Source organism: Streptomyces sp. NBC_00503, assembly GCF_036346895.1.
Taxonomy (GTDB): Bacteria; Actinomycetota; Actinomycetes; order Streptomycetales; family Streptomycetaceae; genus Streptomyces.
The window spans coordinates 7123558-7144824 of record NZ_CP107855.1; the positions used below are offsets into that span (position 1 = coordinate 7123558).

Below are 21267 nucleotides of genomic sequence, written 5' to 3' on the forward strand. Positions count from 1 at the left end.
TACGAGCGCTTCCGGCCGGCGCACCGAGAGCACGCACCGGACGCCGCTCCTCAACAGGCAAACGTTGCCTGACGCGGCACTAGCAGCAGGGTTTGCTGCCGTGGTTGGAGCCCTTCTTGCGGCGGGACCTCTTCTTGCGGGCGCGCTTGGACATGTGCGGGTACCCCTTCAGGCGGTGTGGCCGACGAGGAGGTCGGCGAGCTTGTTGAGGCGCTTGATGGTCCGGTCCTCGGTGGCGGCGGCGGCCGGGGCGACGCGCTCGGAGCGGTCGTAGTAGGCGCCGTTGACGATCTCGGTGGCCGGGTCGCAGAGCCGTACGACGTGCTCGGCGCCCTCGGCGGCCGGCGCGCCCTCGTGCCCGTAGAGGGGGAGCAGGCCGGTCTCGCACACGCCGGGGTTGACGGAGACGGCGGTGACGCGCGGGTCGGCGGCGAAGACGGTCAGGGCCAGCTGCGACTGGGCGTACGCGGCGAGGCGGGAGTAACGCCGCACCCGCTGCGGGTCGTTCCACTGGATGGCCCCGGAACGGTGCAGCGCCGACGAGACGTTGACGACGCGCCCGCCGGGGTCACTGGTGAGGGCGGGCTCCAGGAGGTTGGTGAGGAGGTAGTGGGCGAGGAAGTTGACCTGGAAGGAGATCTCGTTGCCGTCGGCGGTGAGCGTGTGGCGCTCCGGCGCCGCGATGGCCGCGTTGTTGACGAGCACGTCCAAGCGCGGGTGGTCCCGTACGACGGCGTGAGCGAGGTTCTCGACCTCGTCCAGGCGGGCGAAGTCGGCGGCGAGCGGCCGCAGTAGAGCGGCGGAGATGTCTGCGGAGGCGATCAGCCGGTCGGTCGCGGCCTGTGCCTCTTCGGGGGTGCGGCCGTGGACGAGGACGGTGGCGCCGAGCTCGGCGAGCTGGTGGGCGGTCTCGTAGCCGATGCCGGAGGTGGCTCCGGTGACGAGGACGGTACGTCCGGACAGGGATGCGGGCAGGGATGCGGGCAGGGATGAGGACATGTCGATTCCTGGAAGCAGGCATGACTGACGCCCCTGGCGCCCCGGCTTGAAGCAGGGGCGCGGGCTCAGGTCATGCGGTGGAGGTGAGGGCGCGTACGAGGCCAAGACCGGCACCCCTCGGGGGCAGTCGGCAGATACGCGGAGGACGCGCGGCCGGTTTCAGACGGCCGGGCGGACAGCGGGCGCCGTCGGCTGCACCTGATTCGGTGGCCGATCGTCGTGGCGTGGACCGCTGTTCATGACTCCATCCCAGCGTACGGGGGATGCGGCGGCAAGCTCCTGAACGGGACTTTGACGTCCTTCTGATGGCCGTCGGGTGAAGGGGTGAGTCCGGTCTTCCTACAGGTCATCAGGGCCGCGTCAAAGATCGCCGGTCGCGCGGAAGGAGCGCGTCAAGAGGTGTTGGCTTCCTCATCGGCAAGTAGTTGCTAGTGCGGAAAGTAGACGCCGGGGTGGCAGGTCAAGGTTGCCCGGCGGCGACGGGAGGGGTGTGCCATGCCTGAACAGGCCGATGCGGTCGCATCGTTGAAGGGGATCGCGCGGATCGAGTCGGCCGCGAGGGGGCGGAGTGGCTGGTACGCCGGCTACCTCTGGCTGTTCGCCGTGTGGCAGCTCGCGCTCGTACCGGCGGTGCTGATGTGGCACGGGCCGACGGGGACCATCGTCAGCACGCTGGCGAACGCCCTTGTGGTCATGGGGTTGTCCCTGTTCGCGACTCGGCAGCCCGTGGTCCCGCGCGGGTACGGCGGCCGCCACCTCAGAGTGATCGGCGTCTGGGCGGTCGCCTACGTCCTGGCCCTCGTGCTCGGCCTCACCGTCTTCCTGGACAGCATCGCTTTTGCGGCCGTGGCCGCCGTCGCGTGCGCGCTGCCGGCCGCCGTGGCGGCCTGGCGGGAGGCGCGCGCCGTATGACGCCGGAAGCCTCGAAGGGTGCGGGTCAGGGTTCCCATCCGCGACACGGACTCGCGCCCCTGCTGGAGTCGTCGGTCCGCCTGTCGATCGTCGCGGCGCTCGCTGCCGTGGAGAAGGCCGAGTTCGCCTACGTCCGGGATCTCGTGGAGATCACCGACTCCACCTTGTCGAAACAGGTCTCGCGCCTGGAAGAAGCGGGCTGGGTGACGGTCGAGAAGGGGCAGGTCGGACGCCGGCCCCGGACCTGGCTGTGCCTGACCGGGGAGGGACTGGACACCTACAAGCGCCACCTCGCCGCGCTGACCGCGATCGCGGGCCCACTGCACTGAGACGAGCGACGATCGCCGGCCACGGGAAGTGACCGGCGATCGCCGGGACCGAGCCTGGTCGGCGGTCGCCGCGATGTCAGGTGACCGCCGAGGTCGGGAGTTCCGCCGTGACCGGCGGGGCGCTGCCCGCTATGGGGAGGGTGATGACCATGGTGAGGCCGCCGCCGGGGGTGTCCTCGGCGGTGAGGGTGCCGCCGATGGCCTCGGTGAAGCCGCGGGCGACGGCGAGGCCGAGGCCGACTCCGGCTCCGCGCGGGGCGTCGCCGTGGCGTTGGAAGGGTTCGAAGATGCGGTCCTTGGCCTCGTCGGGGACGCCGGGTCCGCGGTCGACGACGCGCAGTTCGACGCGGCTGGCGAGGGCGCTGGCCGAGACGTTGACCGGTTGGCCGTCGGGGCTGTACTTGACGGCGTTCTCGACGATGTTGGCGACGGCCCGTTCCAGCAGTCCGCGGTCGACGGCGATCATCGGCAGGGTTTCGGGGATGTCGAGGAGGACGCTGTCCTCGGGTACGCCTCCCAGTGCCATGGGGACGACCTCGTCGAGGTCGGTCTCGCGGATCAGGGGGACGACGGTGCCGGTGTTGAGGCGGGACATGTCGAGGAGGTTCCCGATGAGGGCGGCGAGGCGGTCGGCGCCGTCCTCGATGCCCTCCAGGAGCTCGGCCTTGTCCTCCTCGGACCATTCGACGTCGTCGGAGCGCAGGGAGCTGACGGAGGCCTTGATGCCGGCGAGCGGGGTGCGCAGGTCGTGGCTGACGGCGGCGAGGAGCGCGGTGCGGATGCGGTTGGCCTCGGCGAGCTCCCGGGACTTCTCGGCCTGGTCGACGAGGCGCTGGCGGTCGAGTACGACGGCTGCCTGGGCTGCGAACGCACCCAGTACCCGGCGGTCTTCGGCCGGGAGCACCCGGCCGGTGAGGGCGAGGGCCATGTTGTCGCCGATGGGCAGGTCGACGTCCGCGTCCTCGGGGCGGCTGACGGCGCCGGTGCCGACGGATGCGGCCGTGGTCCACGGGTCGACTTCGCTGGTGCGTTCCAGGAGGACGACCGACTGCATGGCGAAGGTCTCGCGGAGGCGCTCCAGCAGGGCGTCGAGGGAGTTCTCGCCGCGCAGGACGCTGCCGGCGAGGAAGGACAGGATCTCGGACTCGGCCCGCAGTCGGGCGGCTTGGTGGGTGCGCCGAGCGGCCAGGTCGACCACGGAGGCCACGGACACGGCCACGCCCACGAAGATCGCGATGGCGACGATGTTCTTCGGGTCGGAGATGGTGAACTCGTGCAGCGGCGGGGTGAAGAAGTAGTTCAGGAGCAGGGACCCGAAGGCCGCCGACGCCAGGGCAGGGAGGAGCCCACCGAACAGTGCCGCCGCCACCGTGAAGGTGAGGAAGAGCAGCATGTCGTTCGCGAGCCCGATGTCGGGGACGATCTGGTTGAGCAGGACGGTCAACAGAGCCGGGCCGGCGATACCGGCCACCCAGCCCCAGATGATGCGCGAGCGCCCCAGCCGCGCTCCGCGGGCGACCGGCAGGCCCCGGCCCTTGGCGGCCTCGTCATGGGTGACGATGTGGACGTCGAGGTCGGGGCCGGACTCGCGGGCCACGGTGGCGCTGACGCCCGGTCGGAAGACGGACTGCCAGGAGCGGCGGCGGCTGACGCCGAGCACGATCTGCGTGGCATTGCACCCGCGCGCGAATTCCAGCAGCGCGTCGGGGACGCTGTCGCCTATGACGTGGTGGAAGGTGCCGCCGAGGTCTTCCACCAGGGTCCGCTGGACGGCGAGTTCCTTGGGGGAGGCGGAGGTCAGGCCGTCGCTGGCGGCGATGTAGACGGCGAGGACCTCGCCGCCGGAGCCCTTCTCGGCGAGGCGGGCGGCGCGGCGGATGAGCGTACGGCCTTCCGGGCCGCCGGTGAGGCCGACGACGATGCGTTCGCGGGCCTGCCAGGTGGAGCGGATGTTGTGCTCGCCGCGGTACTCCTGGAGGTACTCGTCGACCCGGTCGGCGACCCAGAGCAGGGCGAGCTCGCGCAGGGCCGTGAGGTTGCCGGGGCGGAAGTAGTTGGAGAGGGCCGCGTCGACCTTGTCGGACTTGTAGACGTTGCCGTGGGCCATCCGGCGGCGCAGCGCCTGCGGGGACATGTCGACGAGCTCGATCTGGTCGGCCCGCCGGGCGACTTCGTCGGGCACGGTCTCCCGCTGCCGGACCCCGGTGATCGTCTCTACGACGTCGCCCAGCGATTCGAGGTGCTGGATGTTGACGGTGGAGACGACGTCGATGCCGGCCTGGAGGAGTTCCTCGACGTCCTGCCAGCGCTTGGCGTTGCGCGAGCCGGGCACATTGGTGTGCGCGAGCTCGTCCACCAGCGCCACGGCGGGGCGCCGCGCGAGGATCGCGTCCACGTCCATCTCGGTGAAGGTGGAGCCGCGGTACGCGATCTCGCGCCGCGGGACGAGTTCGAGGCCGTGCAGCATGACCTCGGTGCGCGGGCGGTGGTGGTGCTCGACGAAGCCGACGACGCAGTCGGTGCCCCGCTCGGTCCGGCGGTGCGCCTCGGAGAGCATCGCGTACGTCTTGCCGACGCCCGGTGCCGCGCCGAGGTAGATGCGGAGCTTGCCGCGTCCCATGTTCCGACTCTTCTTCTCTGCTGGTGGTGTGGGCTCTGCTGTGGATCTTCGTGCGGGGGATCAGGGTTCGAAGCGGTATCCCATGCCCGGCTCGGTGATCAGATAGCGCGGGTGTGAGGGATCCGCCTCCAGTTTGCGCCGTAGCTGAGCCATGTACACGCGCAGGTAGTTGGTGTTCTCCCCGTAGGTCGGTCCCCAGACCTCCAGCAGCAGCTGCCCTTGGCTGATCAGTCGGCCCGGGTGGGTGATGAGGATCTCCAGCAGGTGCCATTCGGTCGGGGTCAGCCGTACGGTGCGCTCGCCCCGGTGCACCTTCTTCGCGATCAGATCGATGCTGAACTCGTCGGTCGTGACGACGGAGACCTCGGCCGACTGGTCGGCCTCGAGCGGCTCCTGTCTGCGGGTGGCGGCGCGGAGTCGGGCCAGCAGCTCGTCCATGCTGAAGGGCTTCGTGACGTAGTCGTCCGCGCCGGCGTCCAGGGCGCGGATCTTGTCCTCCGAGGTGTGCCGGGCGGAGAGGACCAGGATGGGGACCTTGCTCCAGCCGCGGACACCCTTGATGACTTCGATACCGTCCATGTCGGGGAGTCCGAGGTCGAGCACTATGACGTCCGGCTTGTGGGCGGCGGCGAGCCGCAGGGCCGTGCTGCCGTCCGTGGCTTCCTCGACCTCGAACTTGCGCGCCTGGAGGTTGATCTTCAGTGCGCGGACGAGCTGCGGGTCGTCCTCCACTACCAGCACCCGGGTCATCGGTGTGCAGCCTTTCCTTCGTTGCGGGCACGGCAAGAAGCCGGCGGGGCACTGGGCTCCTCCCAGCGGTGGCTGGGGGAGCTTCGGCGCCCCGCCGGCTTCTTTGACCGTGCGATGTGGAACATCAGCTCTTGGACAGTGCCTTCAGGGCGATGTTGAGCTCGAGGACGTTGACGCGGGGCTCGCCCATGAAGCCGAGCGTCCGGCCCTCGGTGTGGTCCGCGACGAGCTTCTCGACCTGCTTGACGTCGAGCTTGTTCTGCTCGGCGACGCGGTGGATCTGGAGCTTGGCGTACTCGGGGGAGATGGCCGGGTCCAGGCCCGAGCCGGAGGAGGTGACGGCGTCGGCCGGCACGTCCTCGGGCTTGACCGCGTAGGACGCGGTCGTGTTGTCGGCGATGACGGCGGCCTTGGCGGCGGTGACCTGGGCGCAGAGGGTGCCTTCCTCCGCCTGGTCGGTGCACTTGCCGTTGACGGCGCCGTTGTCGGCGGAGCGGTTGGTGGCGCCGGAGAGGATCAGCGAGTACTGGGTGTTGACGCTGTTGGCGCCGAGACCGTTGGAGGGGCGCGGCTGGAACCACTTGAGGTCCGGCTTGGACGCTTCCTCCGCGTCGTTGGGGTCCTTCTTCGGCAGGTTGTAGGTCTGGCCGATGAGGGAGGAGCCGACGACCTGGCCGCTCTTGTCCTTGATCTCGGAGCCGTTGGCCTTGTTGTTGAAGGCGGCCTGGGCGATGCCGGTGACGGCGAGCGGGTAGATGACCCCGCAGATCACGGTCAGGACGAGGAGGGCGCGCAGGCCCGCGCCGATCAGGCGGATGGTGCTGGATACGGAAGTGTTCATGGCAGATCAGCCGATTCCGGGGATGAGGGAGATGAGAAGGTCGATGATCTTGATGCCGATGAACGGGGCGATGAGGCCGCCGAGTCCGTAGAGGCCGATGTTGCGGCGGAGCATCTTGTCGGCGCTGGTCGGCTTGTACTGGACGCCCTTGAGGGCGAGGGGGACCAGGGCGATGATGATCAACGCGTTGAAGATGACCGCGGACAGGATCGCCGACTCCGGGGAGTGGAGGCCCATGATGTTGAGCTTGTCGAGGCCCGGGTAGACCACCGCGAACATGGCCGGGATGATCGCGAAGTACTTCGCGACGTCGTTGGCGATGGAGAAGGTGGTCAGTGCGCCTCGGGTGATGAGGAGTTGCTTGCCGATCTCGACGATTTCGATGAGTTTGGTGGGGTTGGAGTCCAGGTCCACCATGTTCCCGGCCTCTTTGGCGGCCGAGGTGCCGGTGTTCATGGCTACGCCGACGTCCGCCTGGGCGAGGGCGGGGGCGTCGTTCGTGCCGTCGCCCGTCATGGCGACGAGCTTGCCGCCGGCCTGCTCCCGCTTGATGAGGGCCATCTTGTCCTCGGGAGTGGCTTCCGCGAGGAAGTCGTCCACGCCCGCTTCTTCGGCGATGGCCTTCGCGGTGAGCGGGTTGTCGCCGGTGATCATGATGGTCTTGATGCCCATGCGCCGCAGCTCGTCGAAGCGTTCGCGCATGCCCTCCTTGACCACGTCCTTGAGGTGGATGACACCCAGGATCCGGGCGCCCTTGTCGTCCTTGACGGCGACCAGCAGCGGGGTGCCTCCCGCCTCGGAGATCCGGTTGGCGAGGAGGTCGGCGTCGTCGGAGACGTGGCCGCCCTGCTCCTTGACCCAGGTGATGACCGAGCCGGCCGCGCCCTTGCGGGTCTGCTTGCCGTCCACGTCCACGCCCGACATGCGGGTCTGGGCGGTGAACTCGATCCAGGTGGCGTGCGCGAGCTCGCCCTGGTGGCGTTCGCGCAGTCCGTACTTCTCCTTCGCGAGGACCACGATCGAGCGGCCCTCGGGGGTCTCGTCGGCGAGGGAGGACAGCTGGGCGGCGTCGGCGAGTTCGGCCTCCGTCGTGCCCTTGACGGGGACGAATTCGGAGGCCTGGCGGTTGCCGAGGGTGATGGTGCCGGTCTTGTCGAGCAGCAGCGTCGAGACGTCGCCCGCCGCTTCCACCGCGCGCCCCGACATGGCCAGGACGTTGCGCTGGACCAGGCGGTCCATGCCGGCGATGCCGATGGCGGAGAGCAAGGCGCCGATGGTGGTGGGGATGAGGCAGACCAGCAGGGCGGTCAGCACGATCATCGACTGTTCGGCGCCCGCGTAGATGGCGAACGGCTGGAGAGTGACGACCGCGAGGAGGAAGACGATCGTCAACGAGGCCAGCAGGATGTTGAGCGCGATCTCGTTGGGCGTCTTCTGCCGGGCCGCGCCTTCGACGAGGGCGATCATGCGGTCGATGAACGTCTCGCCGGGCTTCGTCGTGATCTTGATGACGATCCGGTCGGAGAGCACCTTCGTACCGCCCGTGACCGCGCTGCGGTCTCCACCCGACTCGCGGATCACCGGAGCGGACTCACCTGTGATGGCCGATTCGTCGACGGACGCGACGCCTTCGACGACGTCACCGTCGCCCGGGATGATGTCCCCGGCCTGGCACACGACCAGGTCGCCGATGCGCAGCTCCGTGCCGGGAACCTGCTCCTCACCCATGCCGTCCTTGGTCAGACGGCGGGCGATGGTGTCGGTCTTGGCCTTGCGCAGGGTGTCGGCCTGGGCCTTGCCCCGGCCTTCCGCGACGGCCTCCGCGAGGTTGGCGAAGATGGTGGTCAGCCACAGCCAGCCGGTGATCGCCCAGCCGAACCAGTCGGTCGGGTCCTTGATGGCGAGGACGGTGGTGACGACCGAGCCGATCAGGACGACGAACATGACCGGGGACTTGACCATCACGCGCGGGTCGAGCTTCTTCACCGCGTCGGGGAAGGACTTCAGCAGCTGCTTGGGGTCGAAGAGGCCGCCGCCCACGCGGCCGCTGTCCGGCTTGTGTCCGGTGGGCACGTCCTGGTGCGGAGCCCTCGTAGGTGTGGCGGTGCTCATGATGCGAGCCCTTCGGCGAGCGGACCCAGCGCGAGGGCCGGGAAGTAGGTCAGACCGGTGACGATGAGGATGGTTCCGACGAGCAGGCCGGTGTAGAGCGGCTTGTCGGTGCGCAGGGTGCCCGCCGTCTCGGGGACGGGCTTCTGCTCGGCGAGCGAACCGGCCAGCGCCAGGACGAACACCATGGGCAGGAAGCGGCCGAGCAGCATCGCGATGCCGATCGTCGAGTTGAACCACTGGGTGTCGGCGTTCAGACCCGCGAAGGCGGAGCCGTTGTTGTTCGCGCCGGAGGTGTAGGCGTAGAGGATCTCGGAGAAGCCGTGCGCCCCGCTGTTGGTCATCGAGTTGGCCGGCGTGGGCAGGGCCATCGCCGCAGCCGTGAAGCACAGCACCAGGGCCGGGGTGATGAGGATGTACAGCGCCGCGAACTTGATCTCGCGGGTGCCGATCTTCTTGCCCAGGTACTCGGGGGTCCGGCCGACCATCAGGCCCGCGATGAACACCGCGATGATCGCCATGACCAGCATGCCGTAGAGGCCGGAGCCGACGCCGCCGGGCGCGATCTCGCCGAGCTGCATGCCCAGCAGCTGGATGCCGCCGCCGAGGCCGGTGTAGGAGGAGTGGAAGGAGTTGACCGCGCCGGTGGAGGTGAGCGTGGTCGCGACCGAGAAGATCGACGATGCGGCGATGCCGTACCGGGTCTCCTTCCCTTCCATCGCCCCGCCGGCGATGTCCAACGCCGGGCCGTGGTGGCTGAACTCCGTCCACATCATCAGCGCGGTGAAGCCGAGCCAGATGGTGGCCATCGTGGCGAGGATCGCGTAGCCCTGGCGCAGGTTTCCGACCATGCGGCCGAAGGTGCGGGTGAGCGAGAAGGGGATGAGGAGGATCAGGAAGATCTCGAAGAGGTTCGAGAAGGGGCCCGGGTTCTCGAAGGGGTGGGCGGAGTTGGCGTTGAAGTAGCCACCACCGTTCGTACCCAGCTCCTTGATGACCTCCTGCGACGCGACCGCGCCGCCGTTCCACTGCTGCGAGCCGCCCATGAACTGACCGACCTCGTGGATCCCGGCGAAGTTCTGGATCGCACCACACGCCACCAGGACGATCGCGCCGATCACCGAGATGGGCAGCAGGATCCGGACGACTCCGCGGACCATGTCGGCCCAGAAGTTGCCGAGTTCACCGGTGCGGGAGCGGGCGAAGCCCCGTACGAGGGCGACCGCGACGGCCATGCCCACGGCGGCGGAGACGAAGTTCTGAACGGCCAGGCCGCCGGTCTGCACGACGTGGCCCATGGCCTGCTCGCCGTAGTACGACTGCCAGTTCGTGTTCGACACGAAGGAGGCGGCCGTGTTGAAGGCCTGGTCCGGGTCGATCGCGGAGAAGCCGAGCGAGCCGGGCAGGATCCCCTGGGCCCGCTGGAGGCCGTAGAGGAAGAGGACGGAGACCGCGGAGAAGGCGAGGACGGCGCGCAAGTAGGCGGGCCAGCGCATCTCGGCCGACGGGTTGGCGCCGACGGCCTTGTAGATCCACTTCTCCGGCTTGTAGTGCTTCTCGGAGGAGTAGACCTTGGCCATGTAGTCGCCCAGGGGGCGGTAGGCCAGTGCGAGCGCGGCGATCAGTGCGAGGAGCTGGAGCACACCAGCGAGAACGGGACTCATCGGTGGCTAGAACCTCTCCGGGTACACGAGGGCGAGGATGAGGTATCCGAGCAGGGAGACGGCCACGACGAGGCCGATGATGTTTTCGGCGTTCACAGCTTGGTCACCCCCCGGGCGATGAGGGCCACCAGCGCGAAAACCGCGACCGTGGTGACGACGAAGGCCAGATCGGCCACCGTGAGCTCCTGGATGAAGAGGGAAGAAAAGAATCGGCCAGACGGCCGATGACGAGATAACCGTGTCTTCATCCCGGCGTTAAGAGGCCTTGACGGTGTCCATACGGCCGCCAGGGAACTCTTAACGCCGCACTTACGCCAGGGGCCGTGAATCGCCGGTCAACCGCCGGTCAGCCCTGGTGGGAGAGGCCGGCCGTGTCCAGAGCGGCGCCCGCCTGCGCGGCCAGCGCGACCGCCACCAGGCGGGCCTCTTCGGGGGGCAGGGGCCGGTCCGGCAGTGGATCGAGGAGGAAGCGGCCGTAGTAGTGGCCGCCGCCGACGGCCCGCAGTTCCGTCTCTCCGTCCGGCCAGTCCGCGTACTGGGTGATCCTGCCGCCGCGGCGCAGCCACAGGCTGCCGTCGTGCTCAAGCCTGGGCAAGCTCCCCATCAGCGTCCCGTACTCGAAGCGGCAGGCGCGCAGGCCGAGCAGGCCGACGAGCTCGCGCCGTACGTACTCGACCACGGCTTCCGGTGAGCCGCCGTCCTCGGACAGCCGGGCGGTGCCCTGGAGGCTGGACAGGTGGGAGGCGTCGGTGACCACGACCGTCTGGAGCCGGCGCACGCGTACGGCCAGCTGGGAGACGATCAGCCCGACGACGAGCAGCAGGACGGCCGTCTGGATCTCGTCGCCGTCGGCGATGGCGAACCGCTGGTAGGGCCTGGTGAGGAAGAAGTCGAACCAGGCGGCCGCCGAAAGCGCGGCCAGGGCGCCGGCCGCCCGGGTGCCGAGTGCGGCGACGGCGACCACGGCGACGACCATGATCAGAGCCTCGTTGGTCGCCGAGAGATCTCCGCGGAACGGCACGAGCGCCAGCGCTACGAGGAAGGGGGCCACGAGCGCCGCGAGCAGAACGGCGCGGTCGTGGAGTCGGTGTCGGTACCCGGACATGTGATGCCTCCTGTGCCCTCACAGCAAGCCTGCCCCCACAGCAAGCCTGCCCCCGCCGCAGGGGGAGTCACGCACCCCAGCGAGGTCTTGACGCATCCCATACGACGCGCCGGTCCCGGCGTAAGGAGTGCGCGAAGAGTGGGGCGGCAGCCGTATGGATCGCGCCAAGAGCACTGGTCATCCGGCCGCGCCGTCCGGACGCTGTCCTCACTTTGTCCAACGGAGGAACGAGCGAGATGACCATGCACATGGAAAAGTCGACGACGGCAGGACAGACGCCGGGCACGGAGGAACCTCCTGATACCGGCGCACGGACGCAGGGGGCGGAGGACCCGCACCGGCTGACCGCGCTCCAGGGCCTCGCCGCGCTGTCGCTCGACGCGATGGCCTCCGTCGCCTACGGGCCCGAGTCGATCGTGCTGGTCCTCGCGGCGGCGGGCGCCTACGGCCTCGGATTCACGCTCCCCGTCACCCTGGCCATCGCGGCGCTGCTGGCCGTCCTGGTGGCCTCGTACCGGCAGGTGATCGCAGCGTTCCCGGACGGCGGCGGATCGTACGCCGTAGCCAAGAGGCACCTCGGCCGACGTACGAGCCTCGTCGCCGCGGCCTCACTGATCCTCGACTACGTGTTGAACGTGGCGGTCTCCGTCACGGCCGGCGTGGCCGCCCTGACCTCGGCCTTCCCGGAGCTCTACCCGGAGCGGGTGTGGATCTGCCTCGGGGTGCTGGTCCTGGTCACGGCGGTGAACCTGCGGGGGGTTGTGGACTCGGCCAAGGCCTTCCTCGTCCCCACCGCCGTGTTCGTGGGGTCCATCCTCGCGATGGTCGTGGTCGGCCTGTTCCGCGACGGGCCGGTGAGCACCGCCTCGGCCTCCGGGCACGCCTCCGCCCTGGGGGACGGTGCCACCACGGTCGGCGCGCTCCTGCTGCTGAAGGCCTTCGCGGCCGGCTGTTCCGCCCTGACCGGCGTCGAAGCCGTCGCCAACGCCGTGCCGTCCTTCCGTGCCCCGGCCGCTCGCCGTGCTCAGCGCACCGAGGTGGCGCTCGGCGCCCTGCTGGGTGTGATGCTGATCGGCCTGTCGGTCCTGATCGGACGCTTCCACCTCCAGCCGGTCGAGGGGGTCACCGTCCTCGCTCAGCTCGCGGACGCGTCTTTCGGTCACAACGCTGCTTTCTACGTGGTCCAGTTCGCCACCATGGTGCTCCTCGCGCTCGCCGCGAACACCTCCTTCGGCGGGCTTCCGGTGCTGATGAGCCTGCTGGCCCGCGACAACTTCCTGCCGCACGTCTTCGCCCTCAAGGCCGACCGCCAGGTGCACCGCCACGGTGTGGTCTGGCTGGCACTCGTCTCGGCGGCCCTGCTCGTCTTCTCCGGCGGCGACACCAACACCCTCGTCCCGCTCTTCGCGATCGGCGTCTTCGTCGGCTTCACCATCTGCCAGGTCGGCATGGTCCGGCACTGGCGCGGCGAACGTCCCCGGGGCTGGCGGGCCAAGGCGGCCCTCAACGGGTTCGGCGCGCTGCTCACCGGTGTCTCGGCGGTGGTCGTGACGGCCACGAAGTTCACCGAGGGCGCCTGGCTGATCGTCCTCGCCCTGCCACTCATCGTCCTCGGGTTCGAGAAGATCCACCGTGCCTACGCCCAGATCGGTGAACGCCTGGAGCTCGGCCGCATCCCGCAGGCGCCCCTGCGCTCCCGCTCGCTGGTCGTCGTACCGGTTTCCGGACTGTCCCAACTGACCTGCCAGGCCCTGACCGCCGCCCGCTCGCTCGGCGACGAGGTCCTCGCCGTGACCGTCACCCACCCGACTCCCGAGGACCAGCAGGCTGCGGAAGCCCTGAGACGGGACTGGGAGTTGTGGAAGCCCGGGGTCGAACTGGTCGAGGTGCCCTCCGTCACCCGCTCGTTGGGCCGCCCGGTGTCGGCATACGTGCGCGAGCTGACGCAGACGCACCCGGGCACCCAGGTGACCGTCCTCATCCCGGAGACCGAACCCGCCCACCTGTGGCAGCGGATGCTGCAGAACCAGCGCGGCTCCGTCGTCGCCCACGCGGTACGCCGCGACACCGACGCGGTCATCTGCCGGCTGCGCTTCCGCATCACCGACGACGTGCGCTGACGTGCAGTGAACCGCGCTGACCTGCGTTGACGCACCCCTGACGGACGCTTGACGGATCTCGTGCGCGGCCGTCAAGACGGCGCCAATTCCTCCGCGTTGATGGGGGACAGCTCGGCATCGGGCGGTAGTTTCCTGCTTGTTGCGCTGCCGGGGGGCCTCGATCACTCACATGACGGCCGAGGGGGTCCATGGAGTAGTCCCCCGGCGGCGACACCCCTCTCTCAAGCACCCCTGCCCGGCTTGCCGGCAGGGGTGTCTTGCCGAAGCCGAACTCACCAGAAGGTCCTTTCATGGCTCCCGCCACCGCGCAGCACGTTCCCCCGGGTCTCGGAACCCCTCCGCGGACCCCGGTCAACCGCCCGTCCCGGAAGCGTTCCGGCCAGGTGAACATGCTGGAGCCCGAGCTCCTCGCAGCCTCCGCGCGTGAGGCCGTCGGAAAGCTCCACCCGCGTGAACTGGTCAAGAAGCCGGTGCTGTTCGTCGTAGCGGTCGGATCGGTCCTGACGACGCTCTCGGCGCTCGTCCACCCGTCCGTCTTCACTTGGGTGATCAGCGTCTGGCTGTGGCTGACGGTCCTGTTCGCCAACCTCGCCGAGGCCGTCGCCGAAGGTCGCGGCCGCGCCCAGGCCGAGTCGTTGCGCAAGGCCCGTACGGACACGGTCGCGCTCCGGCTGAACCACTGGACGTACGGGACGAACCTGCGGCGCGCCGAGACCGAGGCGGTGGCCCCGGCCGAGCTCCAGCCCTTCGACTTCGTCCTCGTCGAGGCGGGCGAGCTCATCCCGGCCGACGGGGACGTGGTCGACGGCGCCGCGATGGTGGACGAGTCGGCCGTCACCGGCGAATCGGCCCCGGTCCTGCGGGAGTCGGGCGGCGACCGGACCGGTGTCACGGGCGGTACGACCGTCCTGTCGGACTCGATCGTCGTACGGGTCACTTCGCGGCCCGGCAACAGCTTCATCGACCGGATGATCGCTCTGGTCGAGGGGGCCACCCGGCAGAAGACCCCGAACGAGATCGCGCTCAACATCCTGCTGGCCGCCCTGACCGTCATCTTCATCCTGGTGGTCGTCACCATCCAGCCGATGGCCGCGTACGCGCGCACCGCCCAGTCCACGACCGTCCTGGTCGCCCTCCTCGTCACTCTCATCCCCACCACGATCGGCGCCCTGCTCTCCGCGATCGGCATCGCCGGTATGGACCGCCTGGTCCAGCGGAACGTCATCGCGATGAGCGGGCGTGCCGTCGAGGCGGCCGGCGACATCAACACCCTCCTCCTCGACAAGACCGGCACCATCACCCTCGGAAACCGCGAGGCCGCGGCCTTCATCCCGCTACCCGGCGTGGACCACGTCAAGCTCGCGGACGCCGCCCAGCTGTCCTCCCTCGCCGACGAGACACCGGAAGGCCGCTCCGTCGTGGCCCTGGCCCTGCAGTACGGGCTCCAGCCGGCCGCCGCCGAGGATCTGAGCAACCCCCGCTTCACCGAATTCAGTGCCCGCACCCGAATGAGTGGCGTCAACCTGAGCTGGGACAACGGCGCCGGCTGCGCGATCCGCAAGGGCGCGGTGACGCAGGTCTGCGACTGGGTGGTGGCACGCGGCGGGACCGTTCCGGCCGAGGCCGCCGAGTGGTCGGCGGCGGTGTCCGAGTCCGGCGGCACCCCGCTGCTGGTGGCGGTCCACGACTGGGACGGCCCGCGGGTCCTCGGCATCATCCACCTCAAGGACGTGGTCAAGGACGGCATCCGGGAGCGCTTCGCGGAGCTGCGCGCCATGGGGATCCGTACGGTCATGGTGACCGGCGACAACGAACTGACGGCCCGGGCCATCGCCGCCGAGGCCGGAGTCGACGAGTACCTCGCCGAAGCCACCCCCGAGGACAAGCTCGCGCTGATCAAGCGGGAGCAGGCGGGCGGCAAGCTCGTCGCCATGACGGGCGACGGCACGAATGACGCGCCCGCCCTGGCGCAGGCGGACGTAGGCGTGGCGATGAACACCGGCACCTCGGCCGCCAAGGAGGCCGGGAACATGGTGGACCTGGACTCCAACCCCACCAAACTCATCGAAATCGTCGAAATCGGCAAGCAGCTCCTCATCACCCGAGGCGCCCTGACCACCTTCTCCATCACGAACGACGTGGCCAAGTACTTCGCGATCATCCCGGCCATGTTCACCGCGGCCTACCCGGGACTCGGCGCGCTCAACATCATGGGCCTGAGCAGCCCCACCTCAGCGATCACCTCGGCGATCATCTTCAACGCCCTGATCATCGTCGCCCTCATCCCGCTCGCCCTGCGCGGCGTCCGCTACAAGCCCGCCTCCGCCCACGACCTGCTGCGCCGGAACCTCGCAGTCTATGGCTTCGGCGGCCTGGTCCTGCCGTTCGTCGGCATCAAGCTCATCGACCTCTTCGTATCCACCGTCCCCGGCCTCGGCTGAAGCCCGTCAGGGGCTCATCAGTCGAGAGGCTCGCCAGCCGGATCACCGCCGGGTACCCGCACCTCGATGCGCCGCTCCGCTTCGGCGGAGTGTTCCTGGCCGGCGCACAGGCTTCGATCGTGCGCGCCAATCTGGACCGGGCCGACTGGAGGGACGCCGGGTCGGTGGGTGCCGGGGTCGCGATCACAGCCGTGGCCGCGGTGGCCGCGGGCCTGCTCGGATGGCTGGCCGGGCGGCGCGGGGTGCACAGCGTTCCGGGGGGTCCGGACGCGGCCGGCGGGGTGATGGAGATCCCCGAGGGGGAACGTTTCGTCTGGCTCTCCCGCACCGCCAACCCCTGGCTCCACCTGACCGCCGCCCTCACGGGCCTGGTGGCCGCGGCCGGCGTACTGGCGGCCGCCTGCGGCCTGATCGGCCTGCAGTGGACGCTGATCGCACCGTTCGCGATCGCCTCCGTCCTGGTGCTCTTCTGCTCCTCCGTGCAGGCGCGCGTGACGGACTCCAGCCTGGAGGTGGCCTTCGGGCCGCTCGGCTGGCCGCGACGACGCTGGCCGGCGGGGGAGATCGACTCGGCCCGCATGGAGGTCCGCACCCCCGCGCAGGTGGGCGGCTGGGGCTACCGCCTCAGCGGGCTGGGCACGACCGTCATGCTCCGTGCGGGCGAATGCCTGGTGATCCGCCCCCGCAAAGGCGTCGAGTTCGCAGTGAGTGTCGACGACGCCGAACGAGGCGCCGCACTGCTCAACACCCTTTCCGCCAAGGAATCTGGCCGAAAATAGCCGGAGGTTCGCCGGAACATTCTGTTCCGGGCCAGTCGACTGTGAGTGCGGTCATATCCAATCGACAGGTGATCATTTCTTGTTCGGATATCCCTGAGGCAAGTTCGTCCCACGTCACCTTCAGCGTGTTCAGCGGCATCTCCATCCCGGACGGCGGAGACCAGGTCTGGCACTGCTCGGCGTCAGCGCGATCACGCTGAGACGCCGCCTCGGAGGGGTTCCGTAAAGGTGGCGTCAATTGCCCGTATGAGCCCTTGGGTACCGCCCGGCGGGGCAGTTGGATGGACAGCCGGTGTTGATCCACACCTCGTCGGCTCCTTGGCGGGGGCGGCCCCCGTCCGGGCCGCCCCCGCCCTCCGTCTTCTGCCCTGAGAGGAGGCATGCACGTGATGGAGCTCAGGCGTTCCCGCCATCCCGCCCTCGCCCGCTGGTTTCCTGTCGGCGCCTCGGGAGTCGCGGCTCTCGCCGAGCACGTCCTGACCACGGGCAACGGGCTCTGGTGGGCCGACCGGCCCGACTCTCCCCGGGTCGTCGCCGTCTCGTGCGGTGACCGCGTCGTCCTGCGGGGCGATCCGGACGAGCTCCCGTCGAGCGTTCTGGCCTCCCTCGCGGTGACCCGTGTCGAGGCTCCGGAACAGTTCGCGCCGGCCATGCGCGCTGTCCTCTCCCGGGTCGAGCCACGCGAGTGGATGGTCTACGTCCAGGAGGAACCCCCACTGCAGGTGCGGCCGCCGCGCGGTGCGACCGTCCGGCGACTGACGGCCGAGGACGCCCCGGCGTTGGCCGGGCTCCCGCCCGAGGCCTCCTGGATCCATGCGACGTGGGGCGGGCCCCACGGACTCGCGGGGTCGGGCGCCGCCTGGGGCGCGTTCCAGCGCGGACGCCTGCTCGCGGTGGCATGTACGTACCTCATGGGGAGCCGGTACGAGGACGTCGCCGTCCACGCCGATCCCGGCCACTGCGGTCAGCACCTGGCCCTGGCCTGCGTGAACGCACTGTGCGAGGACATCGCGGCTCGCGGCCGGATGCCGAGCTGGTCCTGTTCCCGCCACAACCGGCCCAGCCGTCTGCTGGCCTGGCAGGCGGGGTTCCGGCTGCAACGGGAGTACGTCCACTACGCCACAGGGAGGGTGCGTGTTAAGGACGCGTCAGGATTGGCTCAACTGCGGGCATAAGTGATCAGGCTGCGTACGCTTGCTCAGCCGTCGACGCCGATGGCTGATTCTTTGCCGTACGACAGGAGCCCCCCACGATGGCCACCCCTGCCCGCACCTCACGCCTGCGCGCGTGGCTGCTGGAAGGCTTGACCGACCGCCCCAAGCAGCAGTCCCACGCCGATACCGCACACGAGGGCCGCCCCTGGTGGCGGGTCATGTGCCTGACCGGCCTGGACTACTTCTCGACCCTCGGTTACCAGCCCGGTATCGCGGCGCTGGCCGCCGGACTGCTGTCGCCGGTGGCGACCATCGTGCTGGTCCTGCTCACGCTGTTCGGTGCGCTGCCGGTGTACCGGCGGGTGGCGGAGGAGAGCCCGCACGGCGAGGGCTCGATTGCCATGCTGGAGCGGCTGCTGTCCTTCTGGAAGGGCAAGCTGTTCGTCCTGACCCTGCTCGGGTTCGCGGCGACCGACTTCCTCATCACGATCACGCTCTCGGCGGCCGACGCCACCGCGCACATGGTGGAGAACCCGCACCTCACCTCCACCCTCCACGGCCACGAGGTACTGATCACCCTGATCCTCGTCGCCCTGCTCGGCGCGGTGTTCCTGAAGGGGTTCAGCGAGGCCATCGGCGTGGCCGTGGTCCTGGTGGCCTCGTACCTCGCGTTGAACGTCGTCGTCATCGGGGTCGGCATGTGGCAGGTGATCAGCGAGCCGCACGTCATCGGTGACTGGTCGGACGCGCTGACCACCGAGCACGGAAACCCGTTCATGATGATCGCCATCGCGCTCATCGTGTTCCCCAAGCTCGCGCTCGGCATGTCCGGATTCGAGACGGGCGTCGCGGTCATGCCGCACGTGCAGGGCGATGCGGACGACACCCCGGAGAAGCCGGAGGGACGGATCCGCGGGACCAAGAAGCTGCTCACCACGGCCGCCGTGATCATGAGCGTCTTCCTGATCACCAGTAGCTTCATCACCACCCTGCTCATCCCGGCCGATCAGTTCAAGCCGGGCGGCGAGGCCAACGGCCGCGCGCTGGCCTACCTGGCCCACGAGCACCTGGGCTCCGCCTTCGGCACCGTCTACGACGTCTCGACCATCCTCATCCTCTGGTTCGCCGGAGCCTCGGCCATGGCCGGCCTGCTGAACCTGATGCCGCGCTACCTGCCCCGCTACGGCATGGCCCCGCACTGGGCCCGCGCCCTGCGCCCGATGGTCATCGTCTTCACCCTCATCGCGTTCCTGGTCACCTGGCTGTTCAACGCCGACGTCGACGCCCAGGGCGGCGCGTACGCCACCGGCGTCCTCGTGCTGATCACCTCGGCGGCCGTCGCCGTGACCATCGCCGCCCGCAAAGCAGGTCAGCGCGGCTGGACCATCGGCTTCGGCGTCATCTCCGCCGTCCTCGTCTACACCACCGCCGTGAACGTCGTCGAGCGCCCCGACGGCGTGAAGATCGGCGCCTGCTTCATCGCCGGCATCATGGCCCTCTCCCTCCTCTCCCGTCTCGCACGCGTCTTCGAACTGCGCGTCACGCACGTGGAGCTCGACGACATGGCGGCCCGTTTCATCCGCGACACCTCCAACCGCACGATCCGCTTCATCGCCAACGAGCCCGACAGCCGGGACCTCGCCGAGTACCGGCAGAAGAAGCAGCAGATCCGCGCGGACAACGACATCCCGTCCGAGGACGACGTCATGTTCGTGGAGGTCACCGTCCTGGACGCGTCGGAGTTCGAGTCCGGCATGCGGGTCCGCGGTGAGGTGCTCCACGACCGCTACCGGGTCCTGACCCTGGAGAGCTCCTCCATCCCCAACGCCCTCGCCGCCCTCCTCCTGTACGTACGCGACGAGACCGGCCAGCGCCCCCACATCTACTTCGAGTGGACCGAGGGCAACCCGATGGCCAACTTCCTGCGCTTCTTCCTCTTCGGCCAGGGCGAAGTCGCCCCCGTCACCCGCGAGGTCATCCGCGAAGCCGAACCGGACCGGGCCCGCCGCCCCCACGTCCACGCCGGCTGACCCCGGTGTGCAGGGGGACGAGTCGGCGCGCCGCGCACCACACGGCAGACGTTGCACGATGTGGCATCAGTCGCCGATGTCGCGGCTGCGGAAGTCGTCCAGCGTCTCGCGCCTGACCAGCACCCGGGCCGTGCCCTCGTGGACCGCGATGACCGGGGGACGGCCGACCATGTTGTACCCGGAGGCCATGGAGAGTTGGTACGCGCCCGACACCGGGACGGCGAGCAGGTCGCCGGGGTGGATGTCGCCCGGCAGCTCCACGTCGGCCGCGAGGATGTCGCCCGCCTCGCAGTGCCGGCCGACGACCGTGGTGGTACGGGATCCGGAGGGGGAGTGGCGTCCCACGAGCCGGGGTGCGTAGCGCACTCCGTACAGGGCGGGGCGCGGGTTGTCGCTCATGCCTCCGTCGACGGCGACGAAGACCTTCTCGCCCGTGTGCTTGACGGCGAGCACCCGGTACAGGGCGACCCCTGCGGGCCCGACGACGGCCCGGCCGGGTTCGACGAGGAGGCGGGGGACGGTCAGTCCGGCGGCGGCGCAGCTCGCGGCCAGCTCGGTACGGAGCATGCGCGCCAGCGCCGTGAGGTCGAGGGCGGGTTCCCCCGCCCGGTAGGCGATGCCGTGGCCGCCGCCCATGTCCAGCTCGGGCAGGACGACTCCGTGGGTTGCGTGGATGTCGGCCATCAGCCGCACCATGCGGCGCAGCGCCACCAGGTAGGAGTCCACGGTGGTGATCTGGGATCCGATGTGGCAGTGCAGGCCCGTGAGTTCGAGCTGCGGCTGGCCCAGGATCCTGGCCACGGCCTGCTGGGCGGATCCGTCGGCAGGGGAGAGCCCGAACTTCTGGTCGTCCGTGCCCGTGCGGATCTTCTCGTGGCCCCCGGCGGATACCCCCGGCACCACCCGCACCATGACCCTCTGGTGTCCAGTGGCACCGACGGCGGCCGCGATCCGGGCGATCTCGGAGGGGCCGTCGATGACGATCCGGCCCACCCCGAGCCGCAGCGCGGTCTCGATGTCCCGGGGCGACTTGGCGTTGCCGTGCAGCACGATCCGCTCGGGCGGGAAACCGGCGGTGACGGCGAGCTCCAACTCCCCGGCGGAGCAGACGTCCAGGCCGAGGCCCTCCTCCCGGACCCAGCGCACCATCGCGCGGGAGAGGAACGCCTTGGCGGCGTAGAGCACGTCGGCGGCGGAGTCGGGGAAGGCGCTGCGGTAGGTACGGCAGCGCTCACGAACCTCGCCCTCGTCCAGCACGTAGGCCGGGGTGTCGAACCGCTCGGCGATCTCCGTCAGCGACACCCCGCCGACGGCCAGGTCGCCGCCGTGCGGGAGCGGAGTGGTGGAGGCGGGCCATATGGACAGGTCATCGGTACCGGCCGGAATCTCCGGGAGAGCGGTGATGGTCATGGCG

General features: G+C 69.7%; 17 protein-coding genes. 7 read left to right on the plus strand and 10 right to left on the minus strand.

Annotated elements, in window-relative coordinates; all coding sequences use genetic code 11:
* Positions 1–168: 168 nt before the first annotated feature.
* The gene (locus OG490_RS32475) at positions 169–999 is read right to left on the minus strand and encodes an SDR family NAD(P)-dependent oxidoreductase (protein ID WP_330299834.1); all 831 of its coding nucleotides are present in this window, start codon (positions 997–999) and stop codon (positions 169–171) included.
* Positions 1000–1494: 495 nt separating this feature from the next.
* On the opposite strand from OG490_RS32475, the gene OG490_RS32480 reads away from it, so the two are divergent.
* Together OG490_RS32480 and OG490_RS32485 are read left to right on the plus strand one after the other, a co-directional pair.
* The gene (locus tag OG490_RS32480; RefSeq protein ID WP_330299835.1) at positions 1495–1911 is read left to right on the plus strand and encodes a hypothetical protein; all 417 of its coding nucleotides are present in this window, start codon (positions 1495–1497) and stop codon (positions 1909–1911) included.
* On the plus strand, positions 1908–2240 hold the full coding sequence (locus tag OG490_RS32485) for a winged helix-turn-helix domain-containing protein (RefSeq protein ID WP_330299836.1): 333 nt from the start codon (positions 1908–1910) through the stop codon (positions 2238–2240). The genes OG490_RS32480 and OG490_RS32485 overlap by 4 nt, the downstream gene beginning before the upstream one ends.
* A 76-nt stretch (positions 2241–2316) precedes the next feature.
* On the opposite strand, the gene OG490_RS32490 is transcribed toward OG490_RS32485, so the two are convergent.
* The 8 genes from OG490_RS32490 to OG490_RS32525 all read right to left on the minus strand — a co-directional run bounded on the left by OG490_RS32490 (position 2317) and on the right by OG490_RS32525 (position 11329).
* On the minus strand, positions 2317–4860 hold the full coding sequence (locus OG490_RS32490) for a sensor histidine kinase KdpD (protein WP_330299837.1): 2544 nt from the start codon (positions 4858–4860) through the stop codon (positions 2317–2319).
* Between the two features lie 60 nt (positions 4861–4920).
* Positions 4921–5610, minus strand: a complete 690-nt coding sequence (locus OG490_RS32495) for a response regulator (RefSeq protein WP_330299838.1) — start codon at positions 5608–5610, stop codon at positions 4921–4923.
* A gap of 124 nt (positions 5611–5734) precedes the next feature.
* The gene (locus OG490_RS32500; protein WP_330299839.1) at positions 5735–6451 is read right to left on the minus strand and encodes a potassium-transporting ATPase subunit C; all 717 of its coding nucleotides are present in this window, start codon (positions 6449–6451) and stop codon (positions 5735–5737) included.
* 6 nt (positions 6452–6457) lie between these two features.
* Positions 6458–8563: a potassium-transporting ATPase subunit KdpB gene (gene kdpB, locus OG490_RS32505; RefSeq protein ID WP_330299840.1), complete on the minus strand. Its 2106-nt coding sequence runs from the start codon at positions 8561–8563 to the stop codon at positions 6458–6460.
* On the minus strand, positions 8560–10224 hold the full coding sequence (kdpA, locus tag OG490_RS32510; protein ID WP_330299841.1) for a potassium-transporting ATPase subunit KdpA: 1665 nt from the start codon (positions 10222–10224) through the stop codon (positions 8560–8562). The genes kdpB (OG490_RS32505) and kdpA overlap by 4 nt, the downstream gene beginning before the upstream one ends.
* Before the next feature lie 6 nt (positions 10225–10230).
* Positions 10231–10320: a K(+)-transporting ATPase subunit F gene (gene kdpF / locus OG490_RS32515; protein WP_330299842.1), complete on the minus strand. Its 90-nt coding sequence runs from the start codon at positions 10318–10320 to the stop codon at positions 10231–10233.
* On the minus strand, positions 10317–10472 hold the full coding sequence (locus OG490_RS32520) for a hypothetical protein (protein ID WP_330299843.1): 156 nt from the start codon (positions 10470–10472) through the stop codon (positions 10317–10319). The genes kdpF and OG490_RS32520 overlap by 4 nt, the downstream gene beginning before the upstream one ends.
* A 98-nt stretch (positions 10473–10570) precedes the next feature.
* Positions 10571–11329 carry a DUF4118 domain-containing protein gene (locus OG490_RS32525; RefSeq protein ID WP_330299844.1) on the minus strand — a complete coding sequence of 253 codons (759 nt, stop codon included), beginning with the start codon at positions 11327–11329 and terminating at the stop codon, positions 10571–10573.
* 236 nt (positions 11330–11565) lie between these two features.
* Here OG490_RS32525 and OG490_RS32530 point away from each other — a divergent pair, with 236 nt between their 5' ends.
* The 5 genes from OG490_RS32530 to OG490_RS32550 all read left to right on the plus strand — a co-directional run bounded on the left by OG490_RS32530 (position 11566) and on the right by OG490_RS32550 (position 19853).
* Positions 11566–13449, plus strand: coding sequence for an APC family permease (locus OG490_RS32530; protein WP_330299845.1), 1884 nt, complete (start codon positions 11566–11568; stop codon positions 13447–13449).
* 290 nt (positions 13450–13739) lie between these two features.
* Positions 13740–15890, plus strand: coding sequence for a potassium-transporting ATPase subunit KdpB (gene kdpB / locus OG490_RS32535; protein ID WP_443065901.1), 2151 nt, complete (start codon positions 13740–13742; stop codon positions 15888–15890).
* A 119-nt stretch (positions 15891–16009) separates the two neighbouring features.
* On the plus strand, positions 16010–16669 hold the full coding sequence (locus OG490_RS32540; protein ID WP_330299846.1) for a hypothetical protein: 660 nt from the start codon (positions 16010–16012) through the stop codon (positions 16667–16669).
* Positions 16670–17058: 389 nt separating this feature from the next.
* Complete coding sequence (locus OG490_RS32545; RefSeq protein ID WP_330299847.1) at positions 17059–17844, plus strand: GNAT family N-acetyltransferase; 786 nt, start codon at positions 17059–17061, stop codon at positions 17842–17844.
* Between the two features lie 77 nt (positions 17845–17921).
* Positions 17922–19853 carry an amino acid transporter gene (locus OG490_RS32550; protein WP_330299848.1) on the plus strand — a complete coding sequence of 644 codons (1932 nt, stop codon included), beginning with the start codon at positions 17922–17924 and terminating at the stop codon, positions 19851–19853.
* A 66-nt stretch (positions 19854–19919) separates the two neighbouring features.
* Here the strand turns inward: OG490_RS32550 and lysA are convergent, their stop codons facing one another.
* Entirely contained in the window at positions 19920–21263 is a 1344-nt protein-coding gene (lysA, locus tag OG490_RS32555) for a diaminopimelate decarboxylase (protein ID WP_330299849.1), read from the minus strand.
* Positions 21264–21267 lie beyond the last annotated feature (4 nt).

Bases quoted from the DNA above. Each gene is read 5' to 3' on its own strand.
- OG490_RS32475 (WP_330299834.1), bottom strand. From the start codon at position 999: ATGTCCTCATCCCTGCCCGCATCCCTGCCCGCATCCCTGTCCGGACGT.
- OG490_RS32480 (WP_330299835.1), top strand. From the start codon at position 1,495: ATGCCTGAACAGGCCGATGCGGTCGCATCGTTGAAGGGGATCGCGCGG.
- OG490_RS32485 (WP_330299836.1), top strand. From the start codon at position 1,908: ATGACGCCGGAAGCCTCGAAGGGTGCGGGTCAGGGTTCCCATCCGCGA.
- OG490_RS32490 (WP_330299837.1), bottom strand. From the start codon at position 4,860: ATGGGACGCGGCAAGCTCCGCATCTACCTCGGCGCGGCACCGGGCGTC.
- OG490_RS32495 (WP_330299838.1), bottom strand. From the start codon at position 5,610: ATGACCCGGGTGCTGGTAGTGGAGGACGACCCGCAGCTCGTCCGCGCA.
- OG490_RS32500 (WP_330299839.1), bottom strand. From the start codon at position 6,451: ATGAACACTTCCGTATCCAGCACCATCCGCCTGATCGGCGCGGGCCTG.
- kdpB (WP_330299840.1), bottom strand. From the start codon at position 8,563: ATGAGCACCGCCACACCTACGAGGGCTCCGCACCAGGACGTGCCCACC.
- kdpA (WP_330299841.1), bottom strand. From the start codon at position 10,224: ATGAGTCCCGTTCTCGCTGGTGTGCTCCAGCTCCTCGCACTGATCGCC.
- OG490_RS32520 (WP_330299843.1), bottom strand. From the start codon at position 10,472: ATGAAGACACGGTTATCTCGTCATCGGCCGTCTGGCCGATTCTTTTCT.
- OG490_RS32525 (WP_330299844.1), bottom strand. From the start codon at position 11,329: ATGTCCGGGTACCGACACCGACTCCACGACCGCGCCGTTCTGCTCGCG.
- OG490_RS32530 (WP_330299845.1), top strand. From the start codon at position 11,566: ATGACCATGCACATGGAAAAGTCGACGACGGCAGGACAGACGCCGGGC.
- kdpB (WP_443065901.1), top strand. From the start codon at position 13,740: ATGGCTCCCGCCACCGCGCAGCACGTTCCCCCGGGTCTCGGAACCCCT.
- OG490_RS32545 (WP_330299847.1), top strand. From the start codon at position 17,059: ATGGAGCTCAGGCGTTCCCGCCATCCCGCCCTCGCCCGCTGGTTTCCT.
- OG490_RS32550 (WP_330299848.1), top strand. From the start codon at position 17,922: ATGGCCACCCCTGCCCGCACCTCACGCCTGCGCGCGTGGCTGCTGGAA.
- lysA (WP_330299849.1), bottom strand. From the start codon at position 21,263: ATGACCATCACCGCTCTCCCGGAGATTCCGGCCGGTACCGATGACCTG.